Source organism: Pollutimonas bauzanensis (assembly GCF_900129885.1).
Lineage (GTDB): Bacteria > Pseudomonadota > Gammaproteobacteria > Burkholderiales > Burkholderiaceae_B > Pollutimonas > Pollutimonas bauzanensis.
The window spans coordinates 521,990-548,739 of the sequence record NZ_FQXE01000001.1; the positions used below are offsets into that span (position 1 = coordinate 521,990).

A 26,750-nucleotide genomic window follows, 5' to 3' on the forward strand; every position below is an offset into this window, starting at 1 on the left:
CCCGGCCTTCCCTGGCTAAAATGAGCGCATGAAAATCGCAATTATCCTGCTCAGCATGCTCGCGGCGGCCGGCACATGGTGGTGGAACGTGCAGCGCCTGCGCCGCTCCCTTACACCCACCTTTTCCGAAAAATTCAAGAATGTGCTGAAAAGCCTGGTGGCCGGGGTGATAGTCTACTTTTCTCTCATGACCGTGGCGCTCTTATACCTAATGATTACTACGACTTAGAGCCCATGGTTAATTCTTTTTCGAAGTCGGCCGAAAGCCACTTGCAAGTCCACGCAAAATGAAATGTAATAGGCTTTACAAAGCGTGGTATTCACGCGCAACATCGTAACAATCGGCCTGATATGAGTCCCGCCATACCCGCTCCAGTTCCACGGCTCCTGGCCAGCATACTGCTGCTGCTTGGCAGCCAGGCCCTCGCGGCCGCACCCCCCACCTGGCCGGTAAGCCCGTCGCGCCTGCAGTTATCCACGCCCTATGGGGACCTGCATGTCGCCAGCAGCGAATACGTATACGAGTCCCGCCTGCAGGTCGACAACACCGACGTCGATCCGCAAGTCCGCGGCATTCTCAATATCACCTACGCCTTCAACATGCCCGCGGCGCAGGCGGCGCTGGTTTCCATCAATAGCGGCAATAATGGCTGCCCCATCTCCTACCGCTGGATAGTGCTCGATAAATCCGGCTATACCTTGTCGCCCGAATTCGGCTCCTGCAACGACCAGATCAAGGTCAGCGCCAAAGGGCGCCAGCTTACCCTGCAGACCCCCAGCCCGCATACGCCCGATGCGGTCGACGTCTATGTCTACGACGGGAAAACCGTCAAGCACCGCACGGCGCGCCGGCCTTGAAGCAAGACGCCGACATCGAAGCGCAATACAACGCGCTGGCGGGCCGCCCCGACTATGGCCTGGCCGTCCTGCCCGACTGGACGCGGCGCAGCGCCGCCTACCGGGCGGCGGCGCCGTGCAGCCTGGATGTCGTCTATGGCCCGGGTCCGCGCGAGCGCCTGGACGTCTTTCCCGCCGCCGACGCCAGCCGCCGCCCGACCCTGGTTTATTTCCATGGCGGTTATTGGCAGCGCGGGGACAAATCCCTATACAGCTTCATTGCCGAGCCTTTCGTCAAGAACGGCGTCTCCGTCGTCATCGTCAATTACGACCTGTGCCCCGCCGTCTCGCTGTCCCACATCACCGCCAGGGCGCGCGGCGCCCTGGCATGGATCTGGCGCCACGCCGGCAGGCTGGGCCTGTCGGCCGGGCAGCTGTTCGTGATGGGGCACTCGGCGGGCGGCCATCTCGCCGCCATGATCATGGCCGCCGACTGGCCGGCGATAGGCTCCGGCCTGCCGCAAGACCTGGTCAAAGGGGGGATTCCGATCTCCGGCGTGTACGAACTGGCGCCGCTGCGCCGCACGTCCATCAACGATGCGCTGCAAATGGACGGCACCGAAGCGCGCGAGTTAAGCCCGGTCAACCATCCCCCGCACCCGCTTGCGCCGCAGCTAGTGGTCTGCGGGGGCGCCGAATCCGCGGAATTCCATCGCCAGGCCGACCTTTACTCCCGCCGCTACGCCACGTCCGAAAGACCTATCGAGCGCCACACCGTTCCCGGCTGCGATCACTTCGACATCCTCAATGAACTCGCCCGGGAAAGCAGCGCCTTCTTCGGCAAGGCGCTGCGCCTGGCCGGCGCCTGACCTTGCGAAGATGCTGGCCTCCGGCCGGCCCTGAACAACCTTATCCGCAACTGCCTATCGCGCCGCAGGCCGTGCAGAAATCGCAGCCGTCTTTCTTGATGACCGTGTGATTGCCGCATTCGTTGCAAGGCTTGCCCACCATGGCCGTGTTGCCGGAAGAGCCTTGCGCGGGCTCGTCGGCCACGACGCCCATGGCGTTGATGGGCATGCCCTCTTCGGTCAGGATGCCCAGCATGGCGTAGCGGTGTATCACCAATTGCGCCACATACGCCACCGTGGAAGGATAATTGGCCTGCCTTTCGCTGCCGGGCACGCGCGCCAGGAAATCGCCGCGCGGTTCGGCGTAGTTGAGCAGCTTGCGCAGCTTCATGCCTATCCAGGCCGGATCGACCACCCGCATGTCCAGGCTAAGCAGCTTGCACAGGCCATCGAGGGCGCGCGGGTGCGCGCCGGTCAGCCACATGCTGTAAGGGCGGCGGCTGCCGTCGGGCATTTGCAATTCCTTGAGCATCAGCACGAAGTCGTCCTGAGTGGAAGGGTTGCGCACGTCGGCGACCCAGGCCAGGGTGCCGTCGGTGCCCGTCTTGGGCTCGTGCGGGGCGAAGAGCGCATTGAGCACCGGCGTCGGATCGTCGTCCTGGGCTTCGAGCGCGCCGAGGTCGTTGTAGCGCCACTCCACCAGCCGGGCCAGGGCCGCCGTGGCGCTGGGAACCTGCACCAGCTCGCCCCTGGGCGGCATGGGCATCTGGAAGCCGTCGCCATAGGCGCTGGAAAGCACCGAAAGCTTCTTGCGCAGCCAGCCGCGATCATTGGCGCGCATATCGGTCGACAGGGTCTTGGCGATGGCGTCCAGCCCCCGCGGCGGCTGGCCGCCCAGCACCCACACCTCGAACGGCACGCTGGCCTGGTCGGCCACCACCACCGCGAATTCGCCCTGGGGCGTATGTATGGTCTCGCTGACCCAGCCGGAAGCGCCCGCGGGCAGGCCGGGACGGGACGGCCAGCGCAGGGATGCCAGCGGCGGCGACATGGCGACTTCGGTCAGCACCAGGCGCTTGTCCTGCTCCGACAAGGTGATGGGCTGCGGCGTGCTGGCTTCGGCGGGAACCGACAATACCGCGCCCAGGATATTGTTGGGCCGGTAAGTGGTGATGCCTTTGAGTCCGCGATGCCACGCCTGCATGTAGAGGTCCTTGAACTCGTCGTAAGGATAATCGGCCGGCACGTTGACCGTTTTCGAGATCGCGGCGTCGACATAAGGCGCCACGGCGGCCACCATCAGCATGTGATCGATCGCGGAGATTTCCAGCGCCGATACGAAAGCGGCAGGCAGGTCGTTCACGTCGCCGCCCAGGGCGCGATAGACCCGATAGGCATGGTCCTCCACCGTATAGTCTTTTTTGCTGCCATCGGCCATGCGCTTCATGCGGTTGTAAAACCACGAAAACGCGGGCTCTATGCCATTGGAGGCATTATCGGCGAAAGCCAGGGAAATCGTGCCTGTGGGGGCAATGGACGTAAGGTGGGAATTGCGTATGCCGTGCTTGCGTATGGCTTCCTGGATGCCCTCGGGCAGGCGCGACGCAAAGCCGCCCTGCAGGTATTTTTCGGCATCCAGCAAAGGAAAGGCGCCGCGCTCCCCGGCCAGTTCGACCGAGGACTCGTAGGCGGCGTCGCGCATCTCGCGCGCCATATCGGCGGCGAGTTCGCGCCCCTGCTCGGAATCGTAGCGTACCCCGAGCATGATCAGGGTGTCGCCCAGCCCGGTGAACCCCAGGCCCAGCCGGCGCTTGGCGTCCGCTTCGCGCTTCTGTTCGTCCAGAGGCCATTTGGTGGCCATCAGCACGTTGTCCAGCATGCGCACCGCGAGCCGGGTGGCCTTGCGCAATTGCTTGAAGTCGAAAGAGGCGTTGGCCGTGAAGGGCGCAGCGACGTAGGCGGTCAGGTTCAGGCTGCCCAGGCAGCAGCAGCCATAATCGGGCAGCGGCTGTTCGCCGCAAGGATTGGTGGCTTCTATGGTTTCGCAATAGGCCAGGTTGTTTTCGGCGTTGATGCGGTCCAGGTACAGCACGCCGGGCTCGGCCGCGGCATAGGTGCTTTGCATGATCAGGTCCCATATCTCGCGGGCCTGTACCCTGCGATAGACCCACTGGCCGTCGTCGCGCCGGTAAGCTCCCTTGCCTTTCAAGTCGCCATTGGGCTCGGTCGCATGGGTGAGCTCGAACCAGTCATCGGCTTCGACGGCCCGCATGAATTCGTCCGTGACGCCGACGGAAACATTGAAATTATTCAATTGGCCGCGCTCTTGCTTGGCGGTGATGAATTCCATGACGTCGGGATGGGTGACGTTGATGACGGCCATTTGCGCGCCCCGGCGGGCGCCGGCGGATTCGACCGTTTCGCATGAACGGTCGAAAACCCGCATGTACGAGATCGGGCCCGAAGCGCTGCTGCCGGTGCCTTTGACCATGGCGCCGCGCGGCCGGATGGCGGAAAAATTGTAGCCCACGCCGCCGCCGCGCCGCATGGTTTCCGCGGCCTGGGCCAGCGCGGTGTATATGCCCGGCTTGCCATCGACGCGCTCGGTGATCGAGTCGCCCACCGGCTGCACAAAGCAATTGATCAGCGTGCTTTGCAGATCGGTGCCCGCGGCGCTGTTGACGCGGCCGGCGGGAATGAAGCCATGCTGCATCGCCCAGAGGAATTCCCCGGCGTATTTCTTGCGCTGCCTGGGGTCCTCCACCTGCGCCAGCGCGTCGGCCACCCGCGCGCGCACTTCGGTAATGCTGGTTTCGCCGCCCTTGGCGTATTTCTCGATGAGCACTTCCGTGGAGATGTCCTGCGGCTGCGCCAGCGCTATCGCTGTGTTTTCCATTTGTTGCATGTCTTGATCCTTGGTGCCCGCGCCGAGGCCTGTAGGAAGCAGGGCCGGCGGCGGAAATAAAATGCGCAATCGACGACGGTATCACACGCGGGCAAGGCTACCCATGATCCAAATCAAGAGTGCCCGGCCGTCATTCCCGCCCAATTCATCAGCAGCCGCAGCAGATAGGCCGCGATGGCCAGCACGCCTATGCTGGCCGCCCAGATGCCTATGAGCCAGGCCACGCGACTGCCCCAGGAGGGCCGGTCTTTCTTGGGCGGCTGCGGCATCAGTGGTAACCATCGCCCGCTTTGACCTTGCCGCGGAATACATAGTACGACCAGGCCGTGTACATAAGGATGAGGGGCACGATCAGCAAGGCGCCGACCAGGGTGAAGCCCTGGCTTTGCGCCGGCCCGGAAGCGTCCCAGATGCTGATGTCGGGCGGGATGATATTGGGCCACACGCTGATGCCCAGCCCGCTATACCCCAGGAAGATCAGCGCCAGCGTCAGCAGGAAGGGCCCGCCGTGGGGATCGTTGTTCAAGGAGCGCAGCAGGTAATAGGCCGCCAGCAATACGAGTATAGGCACGGGAGCGAACCAGAACAAGTTGGGCAGGCTGAACCAGCGCCGGGCGATGTCGCTATGGGCCATGGGCGTCCATATGCTGAGCACGACTATCACCGCCAGCAGGATCAGCGTCAGCGGGCGCGCGAGCTGCCGCATGCGGTCCTGCAAAGGCCCCTCGGTCTTGAGGATGAGCCAGGTGCACCCCAGCAAGGCATAAGCCGCCACCAGCCCCAGGCCGGTAAAGATCGCGAAGGGCTGCAGCCAGTCCAGCGGGCCTCCCGCGTAGGCACGGTTGACGACGTTGATGCCCTGGATGTAGGCGCCCAGCGTCACCCCCTGGAAGAAGGTGGCCGTTATCGACCCGCCGATGAATGCCTTGTCCCACAGATGGCGGCGGTTCTCGTGCGCCTTGAAACGGAACTCGAAGGCCACGCCCCGGAAAATCAGGCCCAGCAGCATGAAGATGAGCGGCAGCATGAATGCGCTGAGTATCACCGAATAGGCCAGGGGAAAGGCGGCCAGCAAACCGGCGCCGCCCAGCACGAGCCAGGTTTCGTTGCCGTCCCAGACGGGGGCCACGGTATTCATCATGACATCGCGGTCGTCCTTGCCCTTGATGAAGGGATAGAGTATCCCTATGCCGAGGTCGAAGCCGTCCATCACGACGTACATGAGGATGCCGAACAGAATGATAATCGCCCATAGCAGGGCCAGATCGATACCCATAGCCTTATCCTCGAGTTGCCTGCGCCAGCGTATCGGCGGCGTCATTGTCGGGCGCCGCCGACAGCGGCCGGCTGGGCGTATGCCGTTCGCCCGGGCCGCCTTGCGGCGGGGCGTCGCCTTCGTGCGGGACAGGACCCTTGCGCATCAGGCGCAAGATGTAGATGATGCCCGCGCCGAACAGGACGAAATAAACGATGACGAAAAGGGCCAGCGTCACCCCTACCTCCAGGGCGCCATGCGGCGTCACCGCATCGGCGGTGCGCATCACGTTATAGACTATCCAGGGCTGGCGCCCGATTTCCGTGGTGAACCAGCCCGCCAGTATGGCGGCCAGGCCGCTGGGCCCCATGTACAGGGCGAAACGCAGCAGCCCCCTGGAGTCGTATAGCCGTTCGCGCCAGCGCGCCCAGGCAGCCCAGAGCGCCAGGGCTATCATCAACAAGGCCAGCCCGACCATGACGCGGAAAGTCCAGAACACCACCGTCGAGTTGGGCCGGTCCGCTTTCGCGAATTCTTTCAGGCCCGCAAACTGCCCGTCCCAGCTGTGCGTCAGGATGAGGCTGCCCAGGCGCGGAATCTCGACAGCGAAATGATTCTTTTCTTCCTGCATGTCGGGCCAGCCGAACAGCGTCAGGGGAACCCCCTCGCCGGCCGGCCTGTTCTCCCAGTGCCCCTCGATGGCCGCTATCTTGGCCGGCTGGTGCTTGAGGGTGTTGAGGCCATGGAAGTCGCCTATGACCGCCTGCAAGGGAGCCACGATGAGTATCATCCACATGGCCATGGACAGCATCTTGCGGATGGCCGGGTTGTCGTTGCCGCGCAGCAGTTGCCAGCCGGCCGCGGCCGCCACGATCAGCGCCGTGGCCAGAAAGGCGGCCACTCCCATATGCGCCAGGCGATAGGGAAAAGAGGGATTGAAGATGACCGCCAGCCAGTCGACCGGCACGACCCGCCCGGCTATGATTTCGTAGCCGGCCGGCGTTTGCATCCAGCTGTTGGAGGCCAGTATCCATGTCGCCGAGACCAGGGTGCCGAGCGCCACCATGATAGTGGCGAAGAAATGCAGGCCGGGCCCGACGCGGGTCCAGCCGAACAGCATGACCCCCAGGAAGCCCGCTTCCAGGAAAAAGGCGGTCAACACCTCGTAGGCCAGCAGCGGCCCGGTCACGCCCCCCGCGAAATCCGAGAAATAGCTCCAGTTGGTGCCGAACTGGTAGGCCATGACCAGCCCCGATACGACGCCCATGCCGAAGTTGACGGCAAAGATCTTGATCCAGAAATGATAGAGGTCCCGGTACACCGGATTGCGGGTCTTGAGCCAGCACCCTTCGAGCACCGCCAGGTAGCTGGCCAGGCCTATCGTGATGGCCGGGAATATGATGTGGAAAGAGATCGTAAAGCCGAACTGGATCCGGGCCAGCAATAGCGCGTTGACATCCATACATCGCTCCTGGTTGCGGTCACACAGGATCAGTATAACGGCGATTGCTCTGGGATCCCTCGCTTGAAATAGCACACCCGTCCGGGCCGGGGGCATGCGCCGCCGGCCCGGACCGCCGCATCAGTGGTTATTCCTGGCTTCGCCGCGCTGCTCGATGATGTTCAGATACAGCGTCGCGGGCTCCAGGCAGGCGCCTGTGCCGTGCTGCCCCACCATGCTGCGCGAGATCTCCTCCCAGGGCGTCTGGTTGAGCAGCACGGGCTGGACCCATGCCGCCTTGCGCCGCGCGAGCTCGTCGTCCGATATCAGCAAATCCACCTTGCAGTTGTTCAGGTCTATCCGTATCAGGTCGCCGGTCTCCACCAGGGCCAGGCCGCCGCCTATCACCGATTCCGGCGTGACATTCAGGATGGACGGGCTTGCCGACGTGCCGCTCTGGCGCCCGTCGCCCATGGTGGGCAAGGTGTCCACGCCTTTGGCAAGCAGGGACGCCGGCGGCTGCATGTTGACCACTTCCGCCCCGCCCGGATAACCCACCGGGCCACAGTTGCGGATCACCAGCAAGGTCTTTTCGTCCACGCCGAGGCCGGGGCTTTCAATGCGCTCATGGTAGTCCTCGGGTCCCTCGAAAACCACGGCCTTCAGGTCGACCACATTGGGATGCTCGGGGTCCGACAGGAAGCGTTCCCTGAACTTGGCGTCGATCACGCTGGTTTTCATCACCGCGCTTTCGAACAGATTTCCGCTGAGGACGACGTAGCCGGCCGCCAGCCGCAGGGGCGTCTGGTAGGCGCGGATGACGTCGCGGTCCGGTTCGGCCACGTCCCGCAGGTTCTCTTCGACGGACTTGCCGGTTACCGTCAGCGCGCTGCCATCGATTTTCCCGGCCTCGAGCAATTCCTTCATGACCGCCGGCACGCCGCCCGCGCGATGGAAGGCTTCGCCCAGGTAGCGCCCGGCCGGCTGGCAATCCACCAGCAAAGGTATCTGCGGGCCCAGGCGCTGCCAGTCGTCCAGGGTGTGATCGACGCCCATGTGGCGCGCGATGGCGATCATATGGATGGGACAGTTCGAAGAAGCGCCAAGCGCCGCCGCCGCGACCACCGCGTTTTCAAAAGCGGCCTTGGTCATGACGTCGGACGGACGCAGGTTTTCATGGACCATGCCGACGATCCGGCGGCCGGTCTCATACGCCATCCAGCCGCGTTCGCGGTACGGGCCCGGAATGGCGGCGCAACCCGGCAAGGACATCCCCAGCGCTTCGGCCAGCGAATTCATGGACAAGGCCGTGCCCATGGTATTGCAGTGCCCCACCGACGGCGCGGAGGACGCCACATTGTTCATGAACTCGTCATAGCCGATTTCACCGGCCGAGAAACGCTTGCGCGCATCCCAGACCACCGTTCCCGAACCCGCCAGCTTGCCCTTCCACCACCCGTCCAGCATAGGGCCGCCCGACAGCACGATGGCCGGAATGTTGACCGTGGCCGCCGCCATCAGGCAGGCCGGCGTCGTCTTGTCGCAGCCCGTGGTCAGCACCACGCCGTCCAGGGGATAGCCGTGCAGTATCTCCACCAGGCCCAGGTACGCCAGGTTCCGGTCCAGGGCGGCGGTGGGACGCTTGCCGGTCTCCTGAATGGGATGCACGGGAAACTCCAGGGGGATGCCTCCCATGTCGCGTATCCCGTCGCGCACCCGCGTAGCCAGGTCGATATGATGGCGATTGCATGGGGACAGGTCTGACCCGGTCTGGGCTATCCCGATGATGGGCTTGCCCGATTGCAATTCTTCACGCGTGATGCCGAAGTTCATATAGCGTTCGAGATACAAAGCCGTCATTCCCGGGTCTGACGGATTATCGAACCAGCGGCGACTGCGTAGCGGTTTGTTGTCTGATATGGCCATGGCTGGATTCCCCTTGAGGTATGCGTATGAAAACTGATGCGGCGGCTATTTCTGGTCCTGGCCTTTCTTGGCCTCGGCCAGAATCGCGGTTACGGTCGGCTCGCCGATCTTGACCGTGAGATCCGCCAGTATGGGCGCGAGGGCGTCCCGGATCTTCTCCTTTTCGGCGGTGGAGAATTCGGATACCTTCAGGCCCTTGTCCTTGAGGTAGGCCAGGGATGAAATGGCCGCATCGCGGCTGGTCTTGCGCTGGAACTGCTGCGCATCGGCGGCCGCGGTCTGGATGATGCCTTTCTCGTCGCCGGACAAGCCGTCCCACCACTTCTTGGAGGCCAGGAGCACAAAGGGAGTGTATACGTGATTCGAGATGGTCAGGTAAGGCTGCACTTCATAGAACTTGCTGGTTTGTATCGTGCTCAGCGGATTTTCCTGGCCGTCTATCGTCTTGGTTTCGAGCGCGGTGAACAGCTCGGTGAAAGGCATGGGGATGGCGTTCGCGCCCAGGCCATTGAATACGCTCAGGGCGACCTGGTTCTGCATGACGCGCAGCTTGATGCCCTTGATATCCCCGGCCTTGGAAATCTCATGGCGCGAGTTGGTGATATTCCTGAAGCCGTTTTCCCAGTACACCAGGCCGATCAGGCCCTTGCCGGTCAGGCTGTCGAGCAGCTTCTTGCCTTCAGGGCCATCCAGCACGTAGTCGGCGACCTTGTCGTTGTCGAACAGGAAAGGCAGATCGAAAACGCCGAATTCCTTGACCATGCCCGCCAGCGGCGCCGTCGAGACGAAAGTCATTTCCTGCGAACCGCCTATCAGGGCATTCTGCATCTGTTCGTCCGAGCCCAGGGCGCCGTTGCCATAGGTCTTGACGTTTATTTTCCCGTCGCTCAGGCGCTTGACCTCGTCGGCGAAATAGCGCGTCGCCTGGCCGGCGGGACTGTCGTCCGCCAGGCCATAGCCGAAACGCACGATGCGCGTCTTGACATCCTTGGCCAGCGCACTGTGCGACGCAAGCCCCAGGGCGGCGGCCGCGGTCAAGCCGACGACGATATTCTTGAGATTGAACTTTTTCTTGAGCAAAACAGACATTTGTCTCTACCTTTATATCGTTATTAATAAAACCAGCGCATCGGAGCCAATACTATTTCTGGAAATATCACCAGCAATGCTATCAGTCCCGTATACGCCACAACATATGGCCAGACACCCTTGATGATGTCTTCCATCCTGATTTTCGCCACGCCGCAGACCACATTAAGAACCGTGCCCACCGGCGGCGTCAGCAAGCCCGTGCAGCCGACCATGATGAAAATGACGCCGAAATAGGTAGGGTCTATGTCGGCCTTCTTGATGACCGGCATCAGCACCGGGGCCAGGATCAGGATGGTGGGCGTCAAGTCCATCGCGGTGCCCACCAGGGTGAGCAGGATAACGATCGCGAACATCAGCAGCATGGGCGAGTCCACCAGCGGGCCCAGCATTTCGATCAGCGATTGCGGCAAATCCGCCAAGGTGATCATATAAGACGTGACCAGGGCCGCGGCGACCAGGAACATGACGACCGCGGTCGTCATCGCCGCATTGACCAGCAGGGGGTACAGGCTTTTGATCGTGATCTCTTTGTAGACCACCATGCCCACGAACAGCGCGTAGACGGCGGCGACCGCGGCGGCTTCGGTGGGGGTAAAGATGCCGCCGCGCAGGCCGCCAATAATGATGATGGGCAGCAGCAAGGCCCAGCCGGCCTCTTTCATGGCTTTCGCGCGGATGGGCCAGGGCTCCTTGGGAGACGACTGGATGGTTTTGGACTTGGCCGAAATAAAGGCCCAGACCAGCACCAGGGTCAGCCCCATCAGCAGGCCCGGCACGATGCCCGCGATGAAAAGCCTGGTCACGGATACATTGGCCGCCACCCCGAAAATGATGAAGGAAATCGACGGCGGAATGATAGGCGCAATAATGCCGCCCGCGGCGATCAGCCCCGTAGCCTGGTTCATGTCATAGCCGCGGCTGCGCAGCATGGGAACCAGCATGGAGGCCAGGGCGGCGGCGTCGGCAACGGCCGAGCCGGAAAGCGCGGCCAGCAGGATGCTGGCCATGATGGCCACATAGCCCAGGCCCCCCTTGATATGCCCGACAAAGGTGCTGGCCAGGAATACCATTCTGCGCGACATGCCGCCGGCATTCATGGCCTCGCCCGCGAGCATGAACAGCGGAACGGCCATCAAGGCGAAGCTGTCCGCGCCGGTGAGCATGTTCTGGGCGAGGATCTGCGCGTCGAAGAAAGACAGGTGGAACATCAGCGCTATGGCGCTCAGCAGCAAGGCGAATGCGATGGGCACGCCGAAAGCCATGAAGCCCAGCAGGACGCCTACAAAGATTAATACTGTCATGACACTCTATTTCTTATTGGTTGATTCGCGCCGGCGGATAGTTCCGCGCCGGCGCGACAGCGGGCATGTGACGCATGGAAAGATGGCCGGGCCATGCCGGGCTCAGACATCTTCGATATAGTCATAGGATGTCTGGAACTTGGGGATGTTTTCCGTCGTCGCCGGCGCCCTTATGGCCACGAACAAATCGGCGACTATCATCAAGGCCATTGCGCTGGCGCAAAACCAGACAGCCGCGCTGAAAATCGCGATGGGCACGCCCGCGACCGGCGTCACCGTGCTCATGCCTATCACGGTCTGCGCCCATCCGCCGTCTATTAGCAGCCAGAGTATCGCCAGGATGAACAACTGGCGTATCACATGTATGATCTTCTGCCACTTGGCCGGCAGCCGCGACACCAGCATATTCACCGCCAGGTGCTGCTTGCTGCGAAAGGCCAGGACGGAGCCGATGAAAATCAGCCAGACGAAGGTCATGCGCGCCACTTCTTCGGAAATCATGATGCCCGAATTGAAGGCATAGCGCATCACCACATTGCCGAACACCAGGACCAGCATCAGCAGCAGGCTCAGGGCCATGACCACCGTAAGCAGCCTGAACAGCAGATCGGCCCCTTTTCCCACACTGCGCGTCATCTTGTTCTTGTCATTTTCCAGCATCGAGGTTCCCGATAGGTTTGCTTATAGAATGAGACCGCGGCACATCGTCAGGGCATGTACTGGCCGCCGTTGACTTCAATGATCTGGCCGGTGACATAGCCCGACAGCGCATTGGAGGCCAGATACAGGAAGGCGCCCACGCATTCCTGGGCGGTGCCCAGGCGCCCCATCGGTATGGACGCCATCATTGCCTCCAGTTGTTGCGCGGTGGTGAATTTTTCGTGGAATGGCGTGGTGATGACGCCGGGCGCCACGGCATTGACCCGTATCCGCCTGGGGATGAGTTCTTTCGCCAGCCCCTTGGTGATCGTGCTCACGAAGCCTTTGGACCCCGCGTACAGGCTGGAGCCCGGGCCGCCGCCGCTGCGCGCGGCGACACTGGTCAGGTTGATTATCGACGCCCCCTGCGGCATGTGGGGCACGGCGTACCGGGTGCACATCAGCACCGAACGGACATTCAGATTCACCACGTCCTCGAATATCTCGTCCGTCATGTCGGTGACGGGCACGCGCTTGACCAGGGCGCCGGCATTATTGACGAGGACATCGATGCGGCCGAATTTCTTGACGGTTTCCGCGACCAGGGCCTCGCAGTCGCGGGTGTGGCGCAGGTCGCCCTGCACGGCCAGCACGCGCTGCCCGGTAGCGTCGATCTGACCGGCCACCGAATTCGCGGCATCGCGCGAGGAAAAGTAATGGACCACGACGCTGGCGCCCCGCCTGCCGAATTCCTGCGCGACCGCCGCGCCTATGCCTGTGGAGGCGCCCGTCACCAGAACCACCTTGTCTTGCAAATCATTCATGCCACCGCCCTCCGCGAGCCCGCAACCGTTTTATAAAGCCCTTTCAACAAGGGCATGACCCAAATCAGGATGGCGAAAATCCCCAGGCCGCAGGCTATCGGCCGGCTGAAGAACATCATGAAATCGCCATCCGCCTTGATCATCGAAAAGACGAAGTTCTCTTCGAGCATGCCGCCCAGGACCACGCCCAGCACCGCCGGCGCGATCGGGAATTCGTTCTCTTCCATCAGGTAGGCAAGCAGGCCCACGCACAGCATGACGACCACATCGAAAATACTGTTGTCGATGGCGAACACGCCTACGATGCAAAATATCAGTATCAGCGGCATCAGGATGTTCCTGGGCACGTTCAGGACTTTCTTGGCCGCCTTGACGGCCAGATAGCCCAGAGGCAGCATGATGATGTTGGCCAGGATGAACACGATGAAAATCGAATACATCTCGACCGGGCTGTTGGTGAAGATCATCGGGCCGGGCGCCATGTTCTTCATGTACAGCACGCCGATGACAATAGCGGTAATGGAATCGCCGGGTATCCCGAATACCAGCGCCGGAATCCAGGCGCCGGCCAGGGCCGAATTGTTGGCGGCGCCCGCTTCCACGATGCCTTCCACATGGCCGGTGCCGAACTTTTCCGGCTCCTTGGAAAACTTCTTGCTCACGCCATAGGACATCCAGGCCGCGATATCGGCGCCGGCGCCCGGCAACGCCCCCACCGCCGTGCCCAATACGCATCCGCGCAATATCGATTTGGGATATTTGCGCGTCAGCCTCCACATGCCGGTGAAGATGTTGCCCACGCTGGTCTTGATTTCCACCCGCTTCTGCTCGGAATCCGTGGCATAGCGCAGCACTTCGGATATGGCGAACATGCCCACCATCATGGGCAGCAGGGTAACGCCATTGAGCAGCGCTTCGTTGCCGAAAGTGAAGCGCGGAAAGGCCGCCGGATTGTTCATGCCCACGCAGGCCAGCAGCAGGCCTATGAACAGCGACACGAAGCCTTTCAAGGTGCTGGCGGGCGAAATGAAGATGGCGCAGGACAGGCCCAGCACGACCAGCCAGAAAAATTCGTACGAGGAAAAACTGAGCGCGATGTCCGCCAGCACCGGGGCGGCGACTATCAGCACCACGGTGCCGAACAATCCCCCCACGAACGAGAAAATAATGCTGGCTCCAAGCGCGATATCGGCCTGCCCCTTCTTGGTCATCGAAAAGGCTTCGTCGGTATATGCCGCCGAAGAAGGGGTGCCCGGAATGCGCAGCAGGCAGCCCGGGATGTCGCCGGACGTGATCGCCATGGCCGTTGCCGTGACCATCATCGCGATGGCCGGCACGGGATCCATGAAAAAGGTGATGGGCACCAATAGCGCCACGGCCATGGTGGCGCTCAGCCCCGGCACCGCCCCGACGAACAGGCCGAATATGGCCGCTATGAGAATGACGCCCAGGACGAAGGGGTCGAAGACTTGCTGGAAGGCCGCCAGGATATTTGTCAATTCCATCGCATCACCACGCAACCGGTTCAAGCAAGCCCCATGGCAAAGGCACCATGAGCACGCTGTAGAACATGAAATGAATGACCAGCGCGCCTATCACGGCCACGGCGATCGCTATGGGCCAGCGCACTTTGAAGGCCAGGAACAGCACCAGCAGCAGCAGGCTGGCGGCTATCAGGAAGCCGAGAAAATCCGCGGCTTCGAAATAGAACACCAATGTGGCGGGGATCAGCAGGAAGCGCAGGACGGATGCCCTGTTGCGCAGCCAGGCGGGCATCGCCATGGGCGCATCGGTCTTCCGGTTCTTGATGCCGTGGACGATCAGCAACAGGGAGCACAGCAGCATCCCGATGCCAATGATCGTGGGAAACAGGCTCGCGCCGAAGTTCTGGCCGGGAATGACCGGAAAAGTCTGGGCCATCAAGAAGACAAGAATGGAAAAAATGCCGAGTATCAAGCCGATGAGGGCGTCATTGATTTTCATCGTCGCTCACAGAAAAGATGAGGGCGCCGGCCCTGCAGCGCTGCCGGCCCCTTCATCGGAAATGTCTACGGAAAATTGCCGGGCGGATTACTGGGCAGGTTCGCGCGCCATGCCTATGGCGGCAATGACCTCGCCAAGGTCGTGTTCCGACTTCTGCATGAAAGCGCCGTAATCCGCTCCCCCGGCATACCCGACGCCGAAGCCGCGCGACTTCATGAAGTCCTTGAATTCCTTGCTTTCATTGACGTTCTTGAGCGCGGCCACCAGCTTCTGGGTCACGTCGGCGGGCAGGTTCTTGGGCCCGGCAATGCCGCGCCATACGCCTATCGTCCAGTCGCTGCCTATCGACTCCTGCAGGGTCGGCACATCGGGATACATAGGCTCGCGCTGGGCCGACATGACCGCCAGGGGCTTGGCCTTGCCGGCCTCGATCATGGAGCGCGCTTCCGGCAGCGAAGTCGGCACGATTTCTATGCCGCCGGCCGCCAGTTCCAGCATGGCGGGCGCGGCGCCATTCGAGGGGATGAAAGGCACGTCCTTGGGATCCAGCTTGATATTCTTGAGCAGGCCGGCCATCGCGATATGCCAGATGCCCCCCTGCCCGGTTCCGGACGCTTTCAGCTTGCCCGGATTGGCTTTGATGGCCTCCACCAGCTCGGCCATGGTTTTATAGGGCGCGGTGGAACTGACCGACACCGCGGCGGGATCCACATTCATCAGCGCCAGGGGCGTGTAGTCGGCGGGGGCCAATTTGGTCAGCCCCTGCCGTTTCATCATGGCGATCTCGACGGTAAGCATGCCCAGGGTGTAGCCGTCCGGCTTGGCCTTGGCGATGGCAGAGTGGCCGACCACGCCATTGCCGCCCGTGCGGTTCACCACGTTCACGGGCTGGCCCAGTTGCTTTTCCAGCTCCGCGGCGATGATGCGGGCCGTGGCGTCGGTCCCGCCGCCAGCGCCCCACGGCACTATCATGGTGATCGGCCTTTCGGGCCAGGCGGCCTGCGCCGTTCCGACGATCAGGCCCGCTGCGAGGGCCAATGCTGATTTGAGCAGGAATCTATTTGTCATTTTGTCTCTCTCCGGTCTTTCATAAAAAAAGATGCAGGTTGTTTTTGTCTTTTTGTAGCGCTAGTCCAGCAAACTCGCGTCCCAGGCGTGGACCTTCTGCTCTTGCTCGCCCAGGCCTTCTATGCCCAGGCGCATGACGTCCCCGGCCTTCAGGTAGAGCGGCGGCTTCTGCCCCAGCCCGACGCCCGGCGGCGTGCCCGTGGAGATCAAGTCGCCGGGGTAAAGCGTGGTGAACTGGCTGATGTAGTGAACCAGATAAGCCACGTCGAAAATCATGGTTTTGGTGCTGCCGTCCTGGAAGCGCTTGCCGTTCACCTCGAGCCACATCGCAAGGTTTTGCGGGTCGGCGACTTCGTCCGCGGTGACCAGCCAGGGGCCCACGGGGCCGAAGGTGTCGCAGCCCTTGCCCTTGTCCCAGGTGCCGCCGCGCTCGATCTGGTATTCGCGCTCGGAGACGTCGTTGACGACGCAATAGCCGGCCACGTGCTTCAGCGCCTCGTCCAGGCTGACATAGCGCGCCTTGGAGCCTATCACCACGCCCAGCTCGACTTCCCAGTCGGTTTTCAGCGAACCCTTGGGTATCACGACCGGATCGTTGGGCCCCGTGGGCACCGACCATTTATTGAACAGGATAGGTTCTTTGGGCACTTCGGCGCCGGTTTCCGCGGCGTGGTCGCTATAGTTGAGCCCTATGCAGATGAATTTGCCTATCCCCGAATAGGGCGTGCCGATGCGGCCGGGATTCTCGACCAGCGGCAAGCTGGCAACATCGATGGCCTGCAAGCTTTTCAGCTGCGCCGGGTCCAGGGTCTGCGCGGTGATGTCGGGCAGCTTGCCCGAGAGGTCCCGCAGCTTGCCCTGCGCATCCAGGCATCCTGGCTTTTCGCTTCCAACGGGTCCGTAACGTAATAATTTCATGACTTCCTTCCTTTCAAATTCGGCGGCTAGTTGGACCAGCCGCCATCAATAATATGTGTCGTGCCGGTGGTGAAAGATGATTCGTCCGACGCCAGGTAAACGGCCAGGGCGGCGATCTCCTGCGGCTTGCCGACGCGGCCTATGGGCTGGCGGGCCACGAAGGCCGCCTGTATTTCCTGTTCCGTCTTGCCATACTTGCTGGCTTGCGACGCGATCCGTCCCCTGAGCGAAGGCGACTCGACCGTGCCGGGGCAAATCGCGTTGCAGCGTATGCCCTGCGACACGAAATCGGCCGCCACCGCCTTGCTCAAGCCGATCACGGCGGCCTTGCTCGTGCCATAGACGAAACGATTGGGCACGCCCTTGATGCTGGAGGCCGCCGAAGACATGTTGATGATGGAGCCCTGCTTGCGTTGCAGCATGCCGGGCAGGAAAGCCTTGATCATGTGGTACATGGCCGTGACGTTCAGATCCATGGAAAAATTCCAGGCATCGAGATCGCAGTCCAGGATGCTGCCGTCGTGCACATAGCCGGCGCAATTGAACAGGATGTCTATGCTGCCCAGTTCGCTGGCCAGGGCGGCGATCTCGGCCGGCTTGGTCACATCCAGGCGCCGCGCCTGGCAGCCTTGCAGGCTGGCCAGCGAGTGCTCGTTGATGTCGGCCGCGATCACTTGCGCGCCTTGCGCAATGAATGCCTCGGCGGTGGCCCGGCCTATGCCCTGCCCCGCCGCGGTGACGACTGCGGTTTTTCCTGCCAAACGACCTGCCATTGTCTACTCCAATTCAATAGTCGCAAGGCGCGGCGCCCCATGCGCCGCGCTGGTTCTGTATCGCCCCGGTCATTTTCCGGCGCTCGGGACGTTTTCCGGAATGGCTTGGCATCAACAATGGCGTATTGCGGATGGCTTCGGCATAGGCGCCTGCCACCCTGCGCAGCCACGGCGGCCCGCCGCTGCGCGCCACGGCGCACAGGACGCCGATGACAAAGCCCGCCAGGGTCGCCCGGAACGGCATCTGCAAAGTCATCCAGGCGCCGTCCAGGAACATGGGCCGGTGGGCCAGCGCACTGTCAAAATCGAATTCGTAATTCATTCGATTCCTGCGGAGCGAAGCGCGGGTCTTGCGGGCTTGCGCGGCGCGGCTGGGATGATGGATGTCTCTCTTTTCATTTCATTTATGAAATCGGTTTTTTTTAACTACCCGGCTATCCTAAGCCACTAGCTAGCGCCGATCAACCAATACATCCAGGTTTTTCATTAGGGATTTCCCTTTCGTATGACGAATTTCCGATAAATGCGCATAGAATTCGAAGGAGATTATCCTGTTATTGTTTTTTGTATATAAAAATACATTTCTTATATGAAATCTATTTGGAACACATACACATATGAGCACCACGCCCGACGAAATCCTGGACCCGATCCAGGCGCCCGAGAAAAAAGGCATACGCTATGCGGCGCCCGCGCTGGAAAAAGGGCTGGATATCCTGGAAGCGCTCAGCGAAAGCACCGAAGGCTACACCCTCAATGAGCTGTGCCAGGCGCTGGGACGCAATGTGAATGAGATATTCCGAATGACCGTGACCCTGCAGCGCCGCGGCTACATCCAGGCGGACCAGAACGACCGCTACACCCTGAAGCTGAAGATGTTCCGGCTGGCGCATCGCCAGCAGCCCATCAAGTCCCTGGTGGGCGCGGCCCTGCCACTGCTGCACGAACTGGCGGAACGCTCGCGGCAATCCTGCCATCTGTCGATTTTCCAGAATGGCCGCGTGGTCGTCATCGCGCAAGTGGACGGCCCCGAGCGCTGGTCCTTCGGCTTGAAAATGGGCGTCGTGATGGGGCTGACCGATACCTCGTCGGGCCACGTGCTGCTGGCCTACCAGGACGAGGTCGAGCGCACCCGCATGCTCAGCAGCCATATCCGGGTCGAGGGCGAACTCTATATGGACCCCGGCCAGTTGTTCGCCCTGCTCAAGGAAGTGCGCGCCAAGGGCTATGCATCCATGCCCAGCATCCAGATCCAGGGCGTGACCAATATCGCCTTCCCGATACGCGGCATCGGCGGCCGCGTCGTGGCGGCGATCAATATCCCCCACATCGCCCGCATCGACGGCACCCCGCGCCCCGACATCGAACAGATCAAGGAAATCATGGCGAACATCTGCGCCCGATTATCGACGCGCGTAGGCTTCGATCCCCAGTGGAGCGAGGACGGCGACGGGGACTAAGCGCAGGCAGACGCCGCCAGGCCGTCCATGCGAGAAGGAATGTGGCGGCGGCCAGCACAAGGTCGCATGCGATGGCCAGGTGGCTGGATTATCCGCTTGTAGCCATCCGTAGTTCCATAGCGTCGGGCTTGTATCAGCCATGCCAAGTTGCTCTATCTCCGGCCTGCGGGATAGACAGCGCGCCAGGTGGAATCTATGCCACTTGGATGTAAAGAGGAATCGAGGCGAGTTTTATCGAGTCGATCAGCACAGGACGAATTTCATCCAGAACAGCCCTCCCCGCCTGCGTCAATGGCCGATTCAGCGATGTGGCGACCATCAACCGAGTCTCCACTTGCGGGCCGGTCAGCGCGGTGGCCTTGAGCGCTCCGCTCTTGACCTCGGCTAGCACCGCCGGCAGCGCGAGCACCGTGTGCGCGATACCCGCAAGCGCGACGTCTTTCAGCAAAGTAAGCGTATCGAGTTCATATTCGATGTCGAGCGCGATCTGGAGCTTGGTCGCCGCGGCCTCCAGCGTTCGCCGCAATCCGTGCGTGCGGCTGGGCAGGGCAAGAGGCAGTCCGGCGAGACTACGAACGGAAAGGCTTTGCCGGCGCATTATCCCGGCTTTCTGCGCCTGTCCGGGATGGGATACGAGAAAGAGGCGGGCGCTCGCGAGAAAGTCCACCGCAATATGCTGCGAGCGTCTTGCATCGTGCAATATGGCTATGTCGAGCCGGCCGTCGACGAGCCATTCGTGGACGTAGCCGCTGTATCCGGTCAGGAAGTTGAGCTTTACGCCTGGCGCGAGCTCCCTGAGCCTTTGCAGCAAAGGCAAACCCATCAGGGACATGACGGTCGGCGTCATGCCGATAGTCACGACGCCGCTCAAGGGACGTTCGCCTGCGCTCAGGCCTTCTGTGGCCGATGCCAGTTCGGCGACCAGTGGCCGAATCCGGTCTGCAAAAACCTGCCCCTCGGGGGTGAGCGAGACCCCGCGCCCATGACGATAAAGCAGCTTCGCCCCGCATATCTCTTCCAGCCGCTGCACTTGCCGTCCCAGGGCGGGCTGGGCTATGCCGATGACACTTGATGCGCGCGAAAAGCTGCCATGGTCCGCAACCAAAAGAAAGTACTCCAGGCGCTTCAGGTCCACCGCGTTCGCTCTCCGGTCAGCATTGTTTTGACTCCCTTCTTCCGGACGTTTTTATGGTTGCTTCTCGCCTTGGACATGAAGGCATTCCCAAGCCCAGGTCCTGGAAAAACTTGAAAGAAAGTATAGCTGATATGCTCGGGCGGCCATTGTCGGCGCCCTGGCGCTCGCCCAGAATAAGGCAGGGAACAGTGATTCCGCCGCCCATCCAACTGAAAAGCATCTCAATGAAAAGAACATCCGCCCACGCGCTATTGAATATTTTTGCCGCCAACGCCATCGACCGCGTCTTCCTGGTTCCCGGGGAAAGCTACCTGGGCATCCTCGATGCGCTGGTCGACTTTCCCGGCATCGATACGGTAGTCTGCCGCCACGAAGGCGGCGCGGGATACATGGCCGTCGCGGACGGCCGCCTGACGGGCCGCCCCGGCGTCGTGATGGTCAGCCGCGGGCCGGGGGCCAGCAACGCCGCGATCGCCATACATACCGCGCAACAGGACGCCGTCCCGCTGATAGTGGTGATCGGCCAGATCCCTAAGCGGGATCTGCGCCGCGAAGCCTTCCAGGAAATCGACTACCAGAAAATGTTCGGCGCCATCGCCAAATGGGTCAGTGAACCGACCGACCCCGAGCAGCTCGCCGCAGCGGCTTTCAAGGCAATACGCATTGCAGCCAGCGGGACCCCTGGACCTGTCGTGCTGGTGGTGCCGGAAGACATTCAACAGCAGGAGACCGACCAGCCTGCCTGGAAGAATACTCCCGCCGTCCAGACGCTGCCGAATGAACATACGCTGGACGAAATACGCGACAGATTACGCCAGGCCAGCCGTCCCCTGGTCATCGCCGGCGGCATGTTTGAAAAGCCCGGGGGCCGGGAGGCGCTCCATATATTCGCCCAAGCATGGCAGCTTCCGGTGGCGGTCTCCTTTCGGCGCCATGATGTCTTTCCCGGCACGCACCCGCTATACGTCGGAGAATTAGGGTTGGCGAATTCGAAGGCGCAAATCGATGCATTCGCGGAAAGCGATTTCATCCTCGCGCTGGGGACCCGGCTGGGCGACATTCCAACGCAGGGCTATACTTTTCCGCAACTGCCGCGCCCCTCTCAGACGCTGCTGCATTGCTATCCCGACGACCATATAGTAGGCCTGCATTACGTTGCGGATTTCGGCCTGGTGTGCGAGCCGCGGGAACTTGTACAAGCGCTGTTGCCCGGCGCCGGCGATATTCAAGAATCGCGCGCCGCCTGGCTGCAGCGGCTGCGTCAAATCCATGCGGCGCATGTGAAATGGCCCTCGAATACGACTCGCGGCGGGGTCGACTTCAGCAAAGTCGTCCGCAGCGTTTCGGAGCATGCCCCCGAAGATGCCATCATCTGCCTGGATGCCGGCACATTCGCCGCGCCGGTGTACAGGCATTTCCCCTTTGCCGGCCGGCAGCGCCTGATGGCCCCGCTGTCGGGGGCCATGGGCTACGGCACGCCGGCAGCCATTGCCAGCGCCCTGCGCATGGCCAACAGCAAAACGATATGCATGGTCGGGGACGGCGGCTTTCTCATGACCGGCAACGAAATGATCGCCGCCGTCCAGCGCAAGCTGCCTGTCCTGTTCATACTTTCGAACAACGCCTGCTATGCATCGATCCGGATCAACCAGGAACAATGCTATCCCGGGCGGGTCAGCGGAACCTCGCTTTTCAATCCGGATTTCCATGCCCTGGCCCTGGCCTTCGGCATGAAGGCGGTGCTGGTCGAAAACGACGCGCAAATCGAGTCAGCCATTGAACAGGGGATAGCCGCAAGCGAACCCTTTTTCATCGAAGTACGCAGCGACCTCGCGTCGGTCCTGCCTGCGCAAACGGCACCAAAGGCCTAGACCCTGCGCCGCCGGCGGATCTCAGCCGCAGTCATTGCCGCTGACCGCCTGGCGCTTGCGCTGGACGTGATAAGGCGTCAGCACGGCATGGCACACCAGATCCAGGGTGGGCCGATAATCGCCCGCCTTGTCCTGGTACACCTTGGGCGTGAGGCTGCCCGACAAGGCCACCGAATCGCCGTCATCCATGGCCAGCAAGGCGGCCTGCGCCTTGTCGTCGAAAGCAATCACGCTGCATAAAAGCGTGTCGCCGTTGCCGGCCAGCACCTTCACCTTCGCGGTGGTGTAGGTGTCGCCCGTCTTCCCGGTGCCTTGCCTGGGCGCGCCGTAAAGCCGGCCCGCTATCAGAGCGTCTATCATTTGTCGTTCCCATCCATCAATAGCCAATCGAACCGGCGGTATCCGCCGGCAGCGCCTATTATGGGGGCATTTTCGCTCACGCGCCGCGGCCGGGCCGCTACCTGGCGTGCCTGGGATTCGGCAGCAGGAAGGCCGCGATGCCCAGCAAGGGCAGGAATGCGCAAACGTGATACACGAATTCGATGCTGGTCGCGTCGGCCAGCGCGCCCAGCGCCGCCGCGCCTATGCCGGCCATGCCGAACGCCAGGCCGAAGAACAGGCCGGATATCGTGCCGGTCTTGCCGGGCGCCAGTTCCTGGGCATAGACCAATATGGCGGAGAACGCCGACGCGATCACGATGCCGATGACAAAAACCAGAGCGATGGTCCAGAACAGATTGGCGTAGGGCAGCATCAGGGCGAACGGCGCCGCGCCCAGGATGGAGCCCAGGATCACGCGCTTGCGGCCAATGCGGTCGCCGACGGGGCCGCCCACGATAGTGCCCAGGGCTACGGCGAACAAAAAGACAAACAGGCAATACTGCGCGTCCTGTATGGACACGCCGAAGCGGTGCATCAGGTAGAAGGTCAGATAGCTGTTGAGGCCCGCAAGGTAAAAATACTTGGAGAAAACCAGGACCAGCAATATCGCCAGCGCGCGCACGACCTGCCGGCGCGTCAGCCCCGTGTCTGTCTTGGCCAGCGTGGAGCGCCCGCGCACGCTGTTGAGGTGGTATGAATACCAGCGGCTGACCTGGAACAGGATGAGCATGGCAAGCAAGGCCGCCAGGGAGAACCAGGCGACGCTGCCTTGCCCGAAGGGCACGATGATCAGGGCCGCCAGCAGAGGGCCGAGCGACGAGCCGAGATTTCCGCCCACCTGGAAGATGGATTGCGCCAAGCCGTGCTGGCCGGCCGAGGCCATGCGCGCCACGCGCGAGGACTCGGGGTGGAACACCGAAGAGCCCATGCCTATCAGCGATGCCGCGACGACCACGCTGGGAAAATTCCAGGCCTGCGACAACAGGAGCAGGCCCAGCAGGGTAAAGCCCATCCCCACCGGCAGGGAATATGGCTTGGGACGCTTGTCGGTGAAATGGCCGATCAGGGGCTGCAGCAGCGAAGACGAAAACTGGAAGGCCAGCGTAATCACGCCCACCTGCGCGAAGCTCAGATCGAAGCTGCCCTTCAAGACCGGATAGATCGCCAGCAGGACGGACTGCATCATGTCATTGAGCAGGTGCGCCACGCTGATGGCGCCCAGCACGCCATAGGCGACGCCGGAAGTTCGGGATGCTTTCAAGGCGGGCGCTGCTGTTCCATTCATTTCGAAGCTCTCGTCGGCCTTGCGGCGTGATGTGGTGCTTCAAATATAAAGAATACCGGCGTGACTGGCTTTATAATATGAGACAACCATCATTGAATTTCGGCCACGGCTGTAATGAGAAAAATCGACCAGCTGGAAAAAACCGATAGAGACGTCATCGCCCTGGAGTCGATCTACCCCGACGGGCATGTCGTCGCCACGCATACTCACCGGCGCGTGCAACTGCTGTACGCCGTCGCCGGCATCGTGCGGCTGGAAACGCAGTCCGGCACATGGGTCGTTCCACCCGGCTTCGCGATCTGGATTCCCGCCGGCATGCCGCATCAGCTGCGCACGATAAAGGTAAAAACGCACAGCTTGTATTTCCAGAGCGGCGCATTCATGCGCCCTCCGTCTGAGTGCCAGGTGATCGAAGTGCCGCCCTTGCTGAGGGAATTGATCAGCGCCGCCATAAAGGTGCCCCTGCTCTACCAGCAAGACTCGCGCGACGAGTCATTGATGAAGATGCTGCTGCAGGAGGCCCGCATCCAGCCTGCCGTTCCCCTGCACCTGCCCATGCCGCGCGATGCGCAGCTAGCGCAACTCTGCCACGCCTTCTTCGACGCGCCGACGCAGATGTCCACGCCAGCCGAATGGGCCGGGCAATTGCATATCAGCACGCGGACGTTCTACCGCCGCTTCCTGGCCAATACAGGCATGACCTTCATCGCATGGCGCCAGCAGGCCTGTGTTTTCGTCGCCCTGTCGCGCTTGTCGCTGGGCGAGAGCATAACCGGCATCGCGCTGGACATGGGGTACGAAAGCCCCTCCTCCTTTTCCACCATGTTCAAGAAATCGATGGGCGCCGCGCCGAGCCTGTATGCGCGCAAGGCCTCGATCTGAGGCCAGGCCCGCGCCAGGGCTAGAACCGGGCGGTTGCCGCTTGACGCCGGCACAGCCGATAAATATACTGATCGGTCTATATAGCATTGGCGTCGGGCTGGCGCTCCGGCGCACCGGCCCCACAGGGAAGCATTTGCATCATGGCCCGCCCCACCGAATCGGCGCCCTCCGCGCGCGAGCGCATCCTGTCCTGCGCATCCGCCCTTTTCTACCAGAAAGGCATCAATAACGTCGGCATCAACGAAATCATCGCCGGCAGCGACATTGCGCGCATGACGCTCTACCATCATTTCAAGTCCAAGGACGACATCGTGAGCGCCGTGCTGCAGCAAAGAATGGAGCAAAGGCAGGCGGGCCTGCTGGCCGCGATGCGCAGGCCGCGAACCGCCGGCAATAAAATCCTGGCGGCCTTCGATTACCTGGCCAGCATCATCGGCGCCAAGGATTTCCGCGGTTGCGCCTTCATCAACGCCACGGTCGAACTGGCCAATCCCGCCCATCCCGGCGCGACGCTGGCGGCGCTGCACAAGCGCTGGATGACTCTTCAATTCGAACAGGTGGCCCGCGAGGCGCATTGGCGCGATCCGGCACTGTTCGGCCTGCAGTGCCAGCTGCTGTGGGATGGCGCCGTCGCCGCGGCCCAGGTCATGCGCAGCGGCCAGCCGGCGCGCGCGGCGCGCCTTGCCGCCGCGGCATTGATCGCGGCGGCGCAGGCATGAAGGCCGCCCTCGCGCCCTGGGCGCTATCGGGCGGGGCGGCCGTCTCGGTGGGCTTTGCCCGCTTTGGCTATGCGCTCATCCTGCCGGCCATGAAAACCGATCTGCATTTGAATTACGCCCAGGCGGGCTGGCTGAATACCGCCAATTCCCTGGGCTACCTGCTGGGCGCCGTACTGGCTATCTATTTTGTCGCCAGGCTGGGCAATCGGGCGCTATTTGTCTGGGGCATAGCCCTGACCACGCTGTCCTTGCTGGCCAACGGCATGACGCATGATTTCCAGTGGCTGACCCTGTTCCGCTTCCTGGCGGGCCTGGGCGCCGCGGGGACGTTTATTTGCGGCGGCGTGCTGTCCGGCGTGCTGGGCGCGCGCGCCATCGTGATTTTCTTTAGCGGCGGCGGCATCGGCATGCTGCTGAGCGGCGCCGCGCTGCCATGGCTGTTCAGCCTCACCGGGGCCGCGGCGTGGCCAGTGGCGTGGCTGGCGATCGGCGCCATCTGCGTTCCCCTGGCCATCGCCGCCGCGCTTGCCGCGCGCGCCATTGCCGAGCCGTCCGTCCCGGGCACGCAGGCAAGCTGGCCATGGCGGCATTGCGCAGCCGAATTCATCGCGTATTTCTTTTTTGGCCTGGGCTACATCGCCTACATGACCTTCATGATCGCCTGGGTGAACCGCCATATCGGCGAATCGGCGCATCTGGCGGCCGCCACCAGCGTCATGTGGATCATCCTGGGAGCCATGACGCTGGCGGCGCCGCTGCTTTGGCGGCGCCTGTTCAGCGGGCGCCGCGACGGCCGCCCCATGGGCCTGGCCCTGCTCGTGCTGGCGCTGGGCGCCGCGCTGCCCTTGCTGCTTCCCAACCTGGCCGGCATCTGGCTTTCCGCCATGCTGGTCGGCGGCAGCGTATTCATGGTGCCTTCGGCCGTCACCGGCTTCGTCAAGGCCAATTTGCCCGCGCCGGCCTGGGGCGGCGCCCTGGCGGTGGCAACCAGCCTGTTCGCCATCGGCCAAACCATCGGGCCGGTGGCCTGCGGCTGGATCAGCGACCTGACCGGCTCGCTGTCGAGCGGGCTGGCCGCCTCGGCCGCGGTGTTGTTTCTGGCCGCGCTGCTGGCCTTGCAGCAGGAATCACTGCGGCACAAGGCCGCGCAGCCAGTCGCGCCTTGAAATGCATATCGCCCTCGTGCCCGCCGGCGACCGCGCGCCGC

The 26,750-nt window shown here is 62.3% G+C and carries 26 protein-coding genes; 8 read left to right on the plus strand and 18 right to left on the minus strand.

Annotated elements, in window-relative coordinates; all coding sequences use genetic code 11:
- Nucleotides 1–28: 28 nt before the first annotated feature.
- The 3 genes from BUB23_RS02550 to BUB23_RS02560 all read left to right on the plus strand — a co-directional run bounded on the left by BUB23_RS02550 (nt 29) and on the right by BUB23_RS02560 (nt 1,706).
- On the plus strand, nt 29–229 hold the full coding sequence (locus BUB23_RS02550; protein ID WP_073101477.1) for a hypothetical protein: 201 nt from the start codon (nt 29–31) through the stop codon (nt 227–229).
- Between the two features lie 122 nt (nt 230–351).
- A complete protein-coding gene (locus BUB23_RS02555; protein WP_073101478.1) occupies nt 352–858 on the plus strand; it encodes a hypothetical protein in 507 nt (168 codons plus the stop codon).
- Complete coding sequence (locus BUB23_RS02560; protein ID WP_073101479.1) at nt 855–1,706, plus strand: alpha/beta hydrolase; 852 nt, start codon at nt 855–857, stop codon at nt 1,704–1,706. The genes BUB23_RS02555 and BUB23_RS02560 overlap by 4 nt, the downstream gene beginning before the upstream one ends.
- Before the next feature lie 40 nt (nt 1,707–1,746).
- Here the strand turns inward: BUB23_RS02560 and BUB23_RS02565 are convergent, their stop codons facing one another.
- The 15 genes from BUB23_RS02565 to BUB23_RS02635 all read right to left on the minus strand — a co-directional run bounded on the left by BUB23_RS02565 (nt 1,747) and on the right by BUB23_RS02635 (nt 18,132).
- Nucleotides 1,747–4,590, minus strand: a complete 2,844-nt coding sequence (locus tag BUB23_RS02565; protein ID WP_073101653.1) for an adenosylcobalamin-dependent ribonucleoside-diphosphate reductase — start codon at nt 4,588–4,590, stop codon at nt 1,747–1,749.
- A gap of 113 nt (nt 4,591–4,703) precedes the next feature.
- Complete coding sequence (locus tag BUB23_RS02570; RefSeq protein WP_073101480.1) at nt 4,704–4,859, minus strand: DUF2474 domain-containing protein; 156 nt, start codon at nt 4,857–4,859, stop codon at nt 4,704–4,706.
- On the minus strand, nt 4,859–5,866 hold the full coding sequence (gene cydB, locus BUB23_RS02575; protein WP_073101481.1) for a cytochrome d ubiquinol oxidase subunit II: 1,008 nt from the start codon (nt 5,864–5,866) through the stop codon (nt 4,859–4,861). The genes BUB23_RS02570 and cydB overlap by 1 nt, the downstream gene beginning before the upstream one ends.
- Nucleotides 5,867–5,870: 4 nt before the next feature.
- Nucleotides 5,871–7,307 (minus strand): cytochrome ubiquinol oxidase subunit I, encoded by a 1,437-nt coding sequence (locus tag BUB23_RS02580; protein ID WP_073101482.1) that lies wholly within the window; start codon nt 7,305–7,307, stop codon nt 5,871–5,873.
- A 120-nt stretch (nt 7,308–7,427) separates the two neighbouring features.
- Nucleotides 7,428–9,212, minus strand: a complete 1,785-nt coding sequence (locus tag BUB23_RS02585; RefSeq protein WP_073101483.1) for an IlvD/Edd family dehydratase — start codon at nt 9,210–9,212, stop codon at nt 7,428–7,430.
- Between the two features lie 45 nt (nt 9,213–9,257).
- Entirely contained in the window at nt 9,258–10,301 is a 1,044-nt protein-coding gene (locus tag BUB23_RS02590; protein WP_073101484.1) for a TRAP transporter substrate-binding protein, read from the minus strand.
- Between the two features lie 23 nt (nt 10,302–10,324).
- On the minus strand, nt 10,325–11,605 hold the full coding sequence (locus BUB23_RS02595; protein WP_073101485.1) for a TRAP transporter large permease subunit: 1,281 nt from the start codon (nt 11,603–11,605) through the stop codon (nt 10,325–10,327).
- A 102-nt stretch (nt 11,606–11,707) separates the two neighbouring features.
- Nucleotides 11,708–12,265 carry a TRAP transporter small permease gene (locus BUB23_RS02600; RefSeq protein WP_245801137.1) on the minus strand — a complete coding sequence of 186 codons (558 nt, stop codon included), beginning with the start codon at nt 12,263–12,265 and terminating at the stop codon, nt 11,708–11,710.
- A 47-nt stretch (nt 12,266–12,312) separates the two neighbouring features.
- Entirely contained in the window at nt 12,313–13,068 is a 756-nt protein-coding gene (locus BUB23_RS02605) for an SDR family NAD(P)-dependent oxidoreductase (RefSeq protein WP_073101486.1), read from the minus strand.
- Nucleotides 13,065–14,573, minus strand: a complete 1,509-nt coding sequence (locus tag BUB23_RS02610; protein ID WP_073101487.1) for a tripartite tricarboxylate transporter permease — start codon at nt 14,571–14,573, stop codon at nt 13,065–13,067. Before BUB23_RS02610 ends, BUB23_RS02605 begins: the two co-directional genes overlap by 4 nt.
- 4 nt (nt 14,574–14,577) lie before the next feature.
- Entirely contained in the window at nt 14,578–15,051 is a 474-nt protein-coding gene (locus tag BUB23_RS02615) for a tripartite tricarboxylate transporter TctB family protein (RefSeq protein ID WP_073101488.1), read from the minus strand.
- Between the two features lie 87 nt (nt 15,052–15,138).
- Nucleotides 15,139–16,119, minus strand: a complete 981-nt coding sequence (locus BUB23_RS02620; RefSeq protein ID WP_073101489.1) for a tripartite tricarboxylate transporter substrate binding protein — start codon at nt 16,117–16,119, stop codon at nt 15,139–15,141.
- 60 nt (nt 16,120–16,179) lie between these two features.
- Entirely contained in the window at nt 16,180–17,037 is an 858-nt protein-coding gene (locus BUB23_RS02625) for a fumarylacetoacetate hydrolase family protein (RefSeq protein ID WP_073101490.1), read from the minus strand.
- Between the two features lie 26 nt (nt 17,038–17,063).
- Nucleotides 17,064–17,810 carry an SDR family oxidoreductase gene (locus BUB23_RS02630; protein ID WP_073101491.1) on the minus strand — a complete coding sequence of 249 codons (747 nt, stop codon included), beginning with the start codon at nt 17,808–17,810 and terminating at the stop codon, nt 17,064–17,066.
- Nucleotides 17,811–17,823: 13 nt separating this feature from the next.
- The gene (locus tag BUB23_RS02635) at nt 17,824–18,132 is read right to left on the minus strand and encodes an ABC transporter permease subunit (protein ID WP_073101492.1); all 309 of its coding nucleotides are present in this window, start codon (nt 18,130–18,132) and stop codon (nt 17,824–17,826) included.
- A gap of 295 nt (nt 18,133–18,427) precedes the next feature.
- Here BUB23_RS02635 and BUB23_RS02640 point away from each other — a divergent pair, with 295 nt between their 5' ends.
- The gene (locus BUB23_RS02640; protein WP_073101493.1) at nt 18,428–19,270 is read left to right on the plus strand and encodes an IclR family transcriptional regulator; all 843 of its coding nucleotides are present in this window, start codon (nt 18,428–18,430) and stop codon (nt 19,268–19,270) included.
- Nucleotides 19,271–19,463: 193 nt separating this feature from the next.
- On the opposite strand, the gene BUB23_RS02645 is transcribed toward BUB23_RS02640, so the two are convergent.
- Nucleotides 19,464–20,405 (minus strand): LysR family transcriptional regulator, encoded by a 942-nt coding sequence (locus BUB23_RS02645; protein WP_073101494.1) that lies wholly within the window; start codon nt 20,403–20,405, stop codon nt 19,464–19,466.
- Between the two features lie 224 nt (nt 20,406–20,629).
- On the opposite strand from BUB23_RS02645, the gene BUB23_RS02650 reads away from it, so the two are divergent.
- On the plus strand, nt 20,630–22,276 hold the full coding sequence (locus tag BUB23_RS02650) for a thiamine pyrophosphate-dependent enzyme (protein WP_073101655.1): 1,647 nt from the start codon (nt 20,630–20,632) through the stop codon (nt 22,274–22,276).
- 21 nt (nt 22,277–22,297) lie between these two features.
- Here the strand turns inward: BUB23_RS02650 and BUB23_RS02655 are convergent, their stop codons facing one another.
- Nucleotides 22,298–22,636, minus strand: a complete 339-nt coding sequence (locus BUB23_RS02655) for a single-stranded DNA-binding protein (RefSeq protein WP_073101495.1) — start codon at nt 22,634–22,636, stop codon at nt 22,298–22,300.
- 97 nt (nt 22,637–22,733) lie between these two features.
- Nucleotides 22,734–23,942 carry an MFS transporter gene (locus tag BUB23_RS02660; RefSeq protein WP_073101496.1) on the minus strand — a complete coding sequence of 403 codons (1,209 nt, stop codon included), beginning with the start codon at nt 23,940–23,942 and terminating at the stop codon, nt 22,734–22,736.
- 114 nt (nt 23,943–24,056) lie between these two features.
- Here BUB23_RS02660 and BUB23_RS02665 point away from each other — a divergent pair, with 114 nt between their 5' ends.
- From BUB23_RS02665 to BUB23_RS02675, 3 genes are all read left to right on the plus strand, one after another.
- A complete protein-coding gene (locus BUB23_RS02665; RefSeq protein WP_073101497.1) occupies nt 24,057–24,824 on the plus strand; it encodes an AraC family transcriptional regulator in 768 nt (255 codons plus the stop codon).
- A gap of 140 nt (nt 24,825–24,964) precedes the next feature.
- Nucleotides 24,965–25,543, plus strand: coding sequence for a TetR/AcrR family transcriptional regulator (locus BUB23_RS02670; RefSeq protein WP_073101498.1), 579 nt, complete (start codon nt 24,965–24,967; stop codon nt 25,541–25,543).
- The gene (locus BUB23_RS02675; RefSeq protein ID WP_073101499.1) at nt 25,540–26,709 is read left to right on the plus strand and encodes a YbfB/YjiJ family MFS transporter; all 1,170 of its coding nucleotides are present in this window, start codon (nt 25,540–25,542) and stop codon (nt 26,707–26,709) included. Before BUB23_RS02670 ends, BUB23_RS02675 begins: the two co-directional genes overlap by 4 nt.
- Nucleotides 26,710–26,750 lie beyond the last annotated feature (41 nt).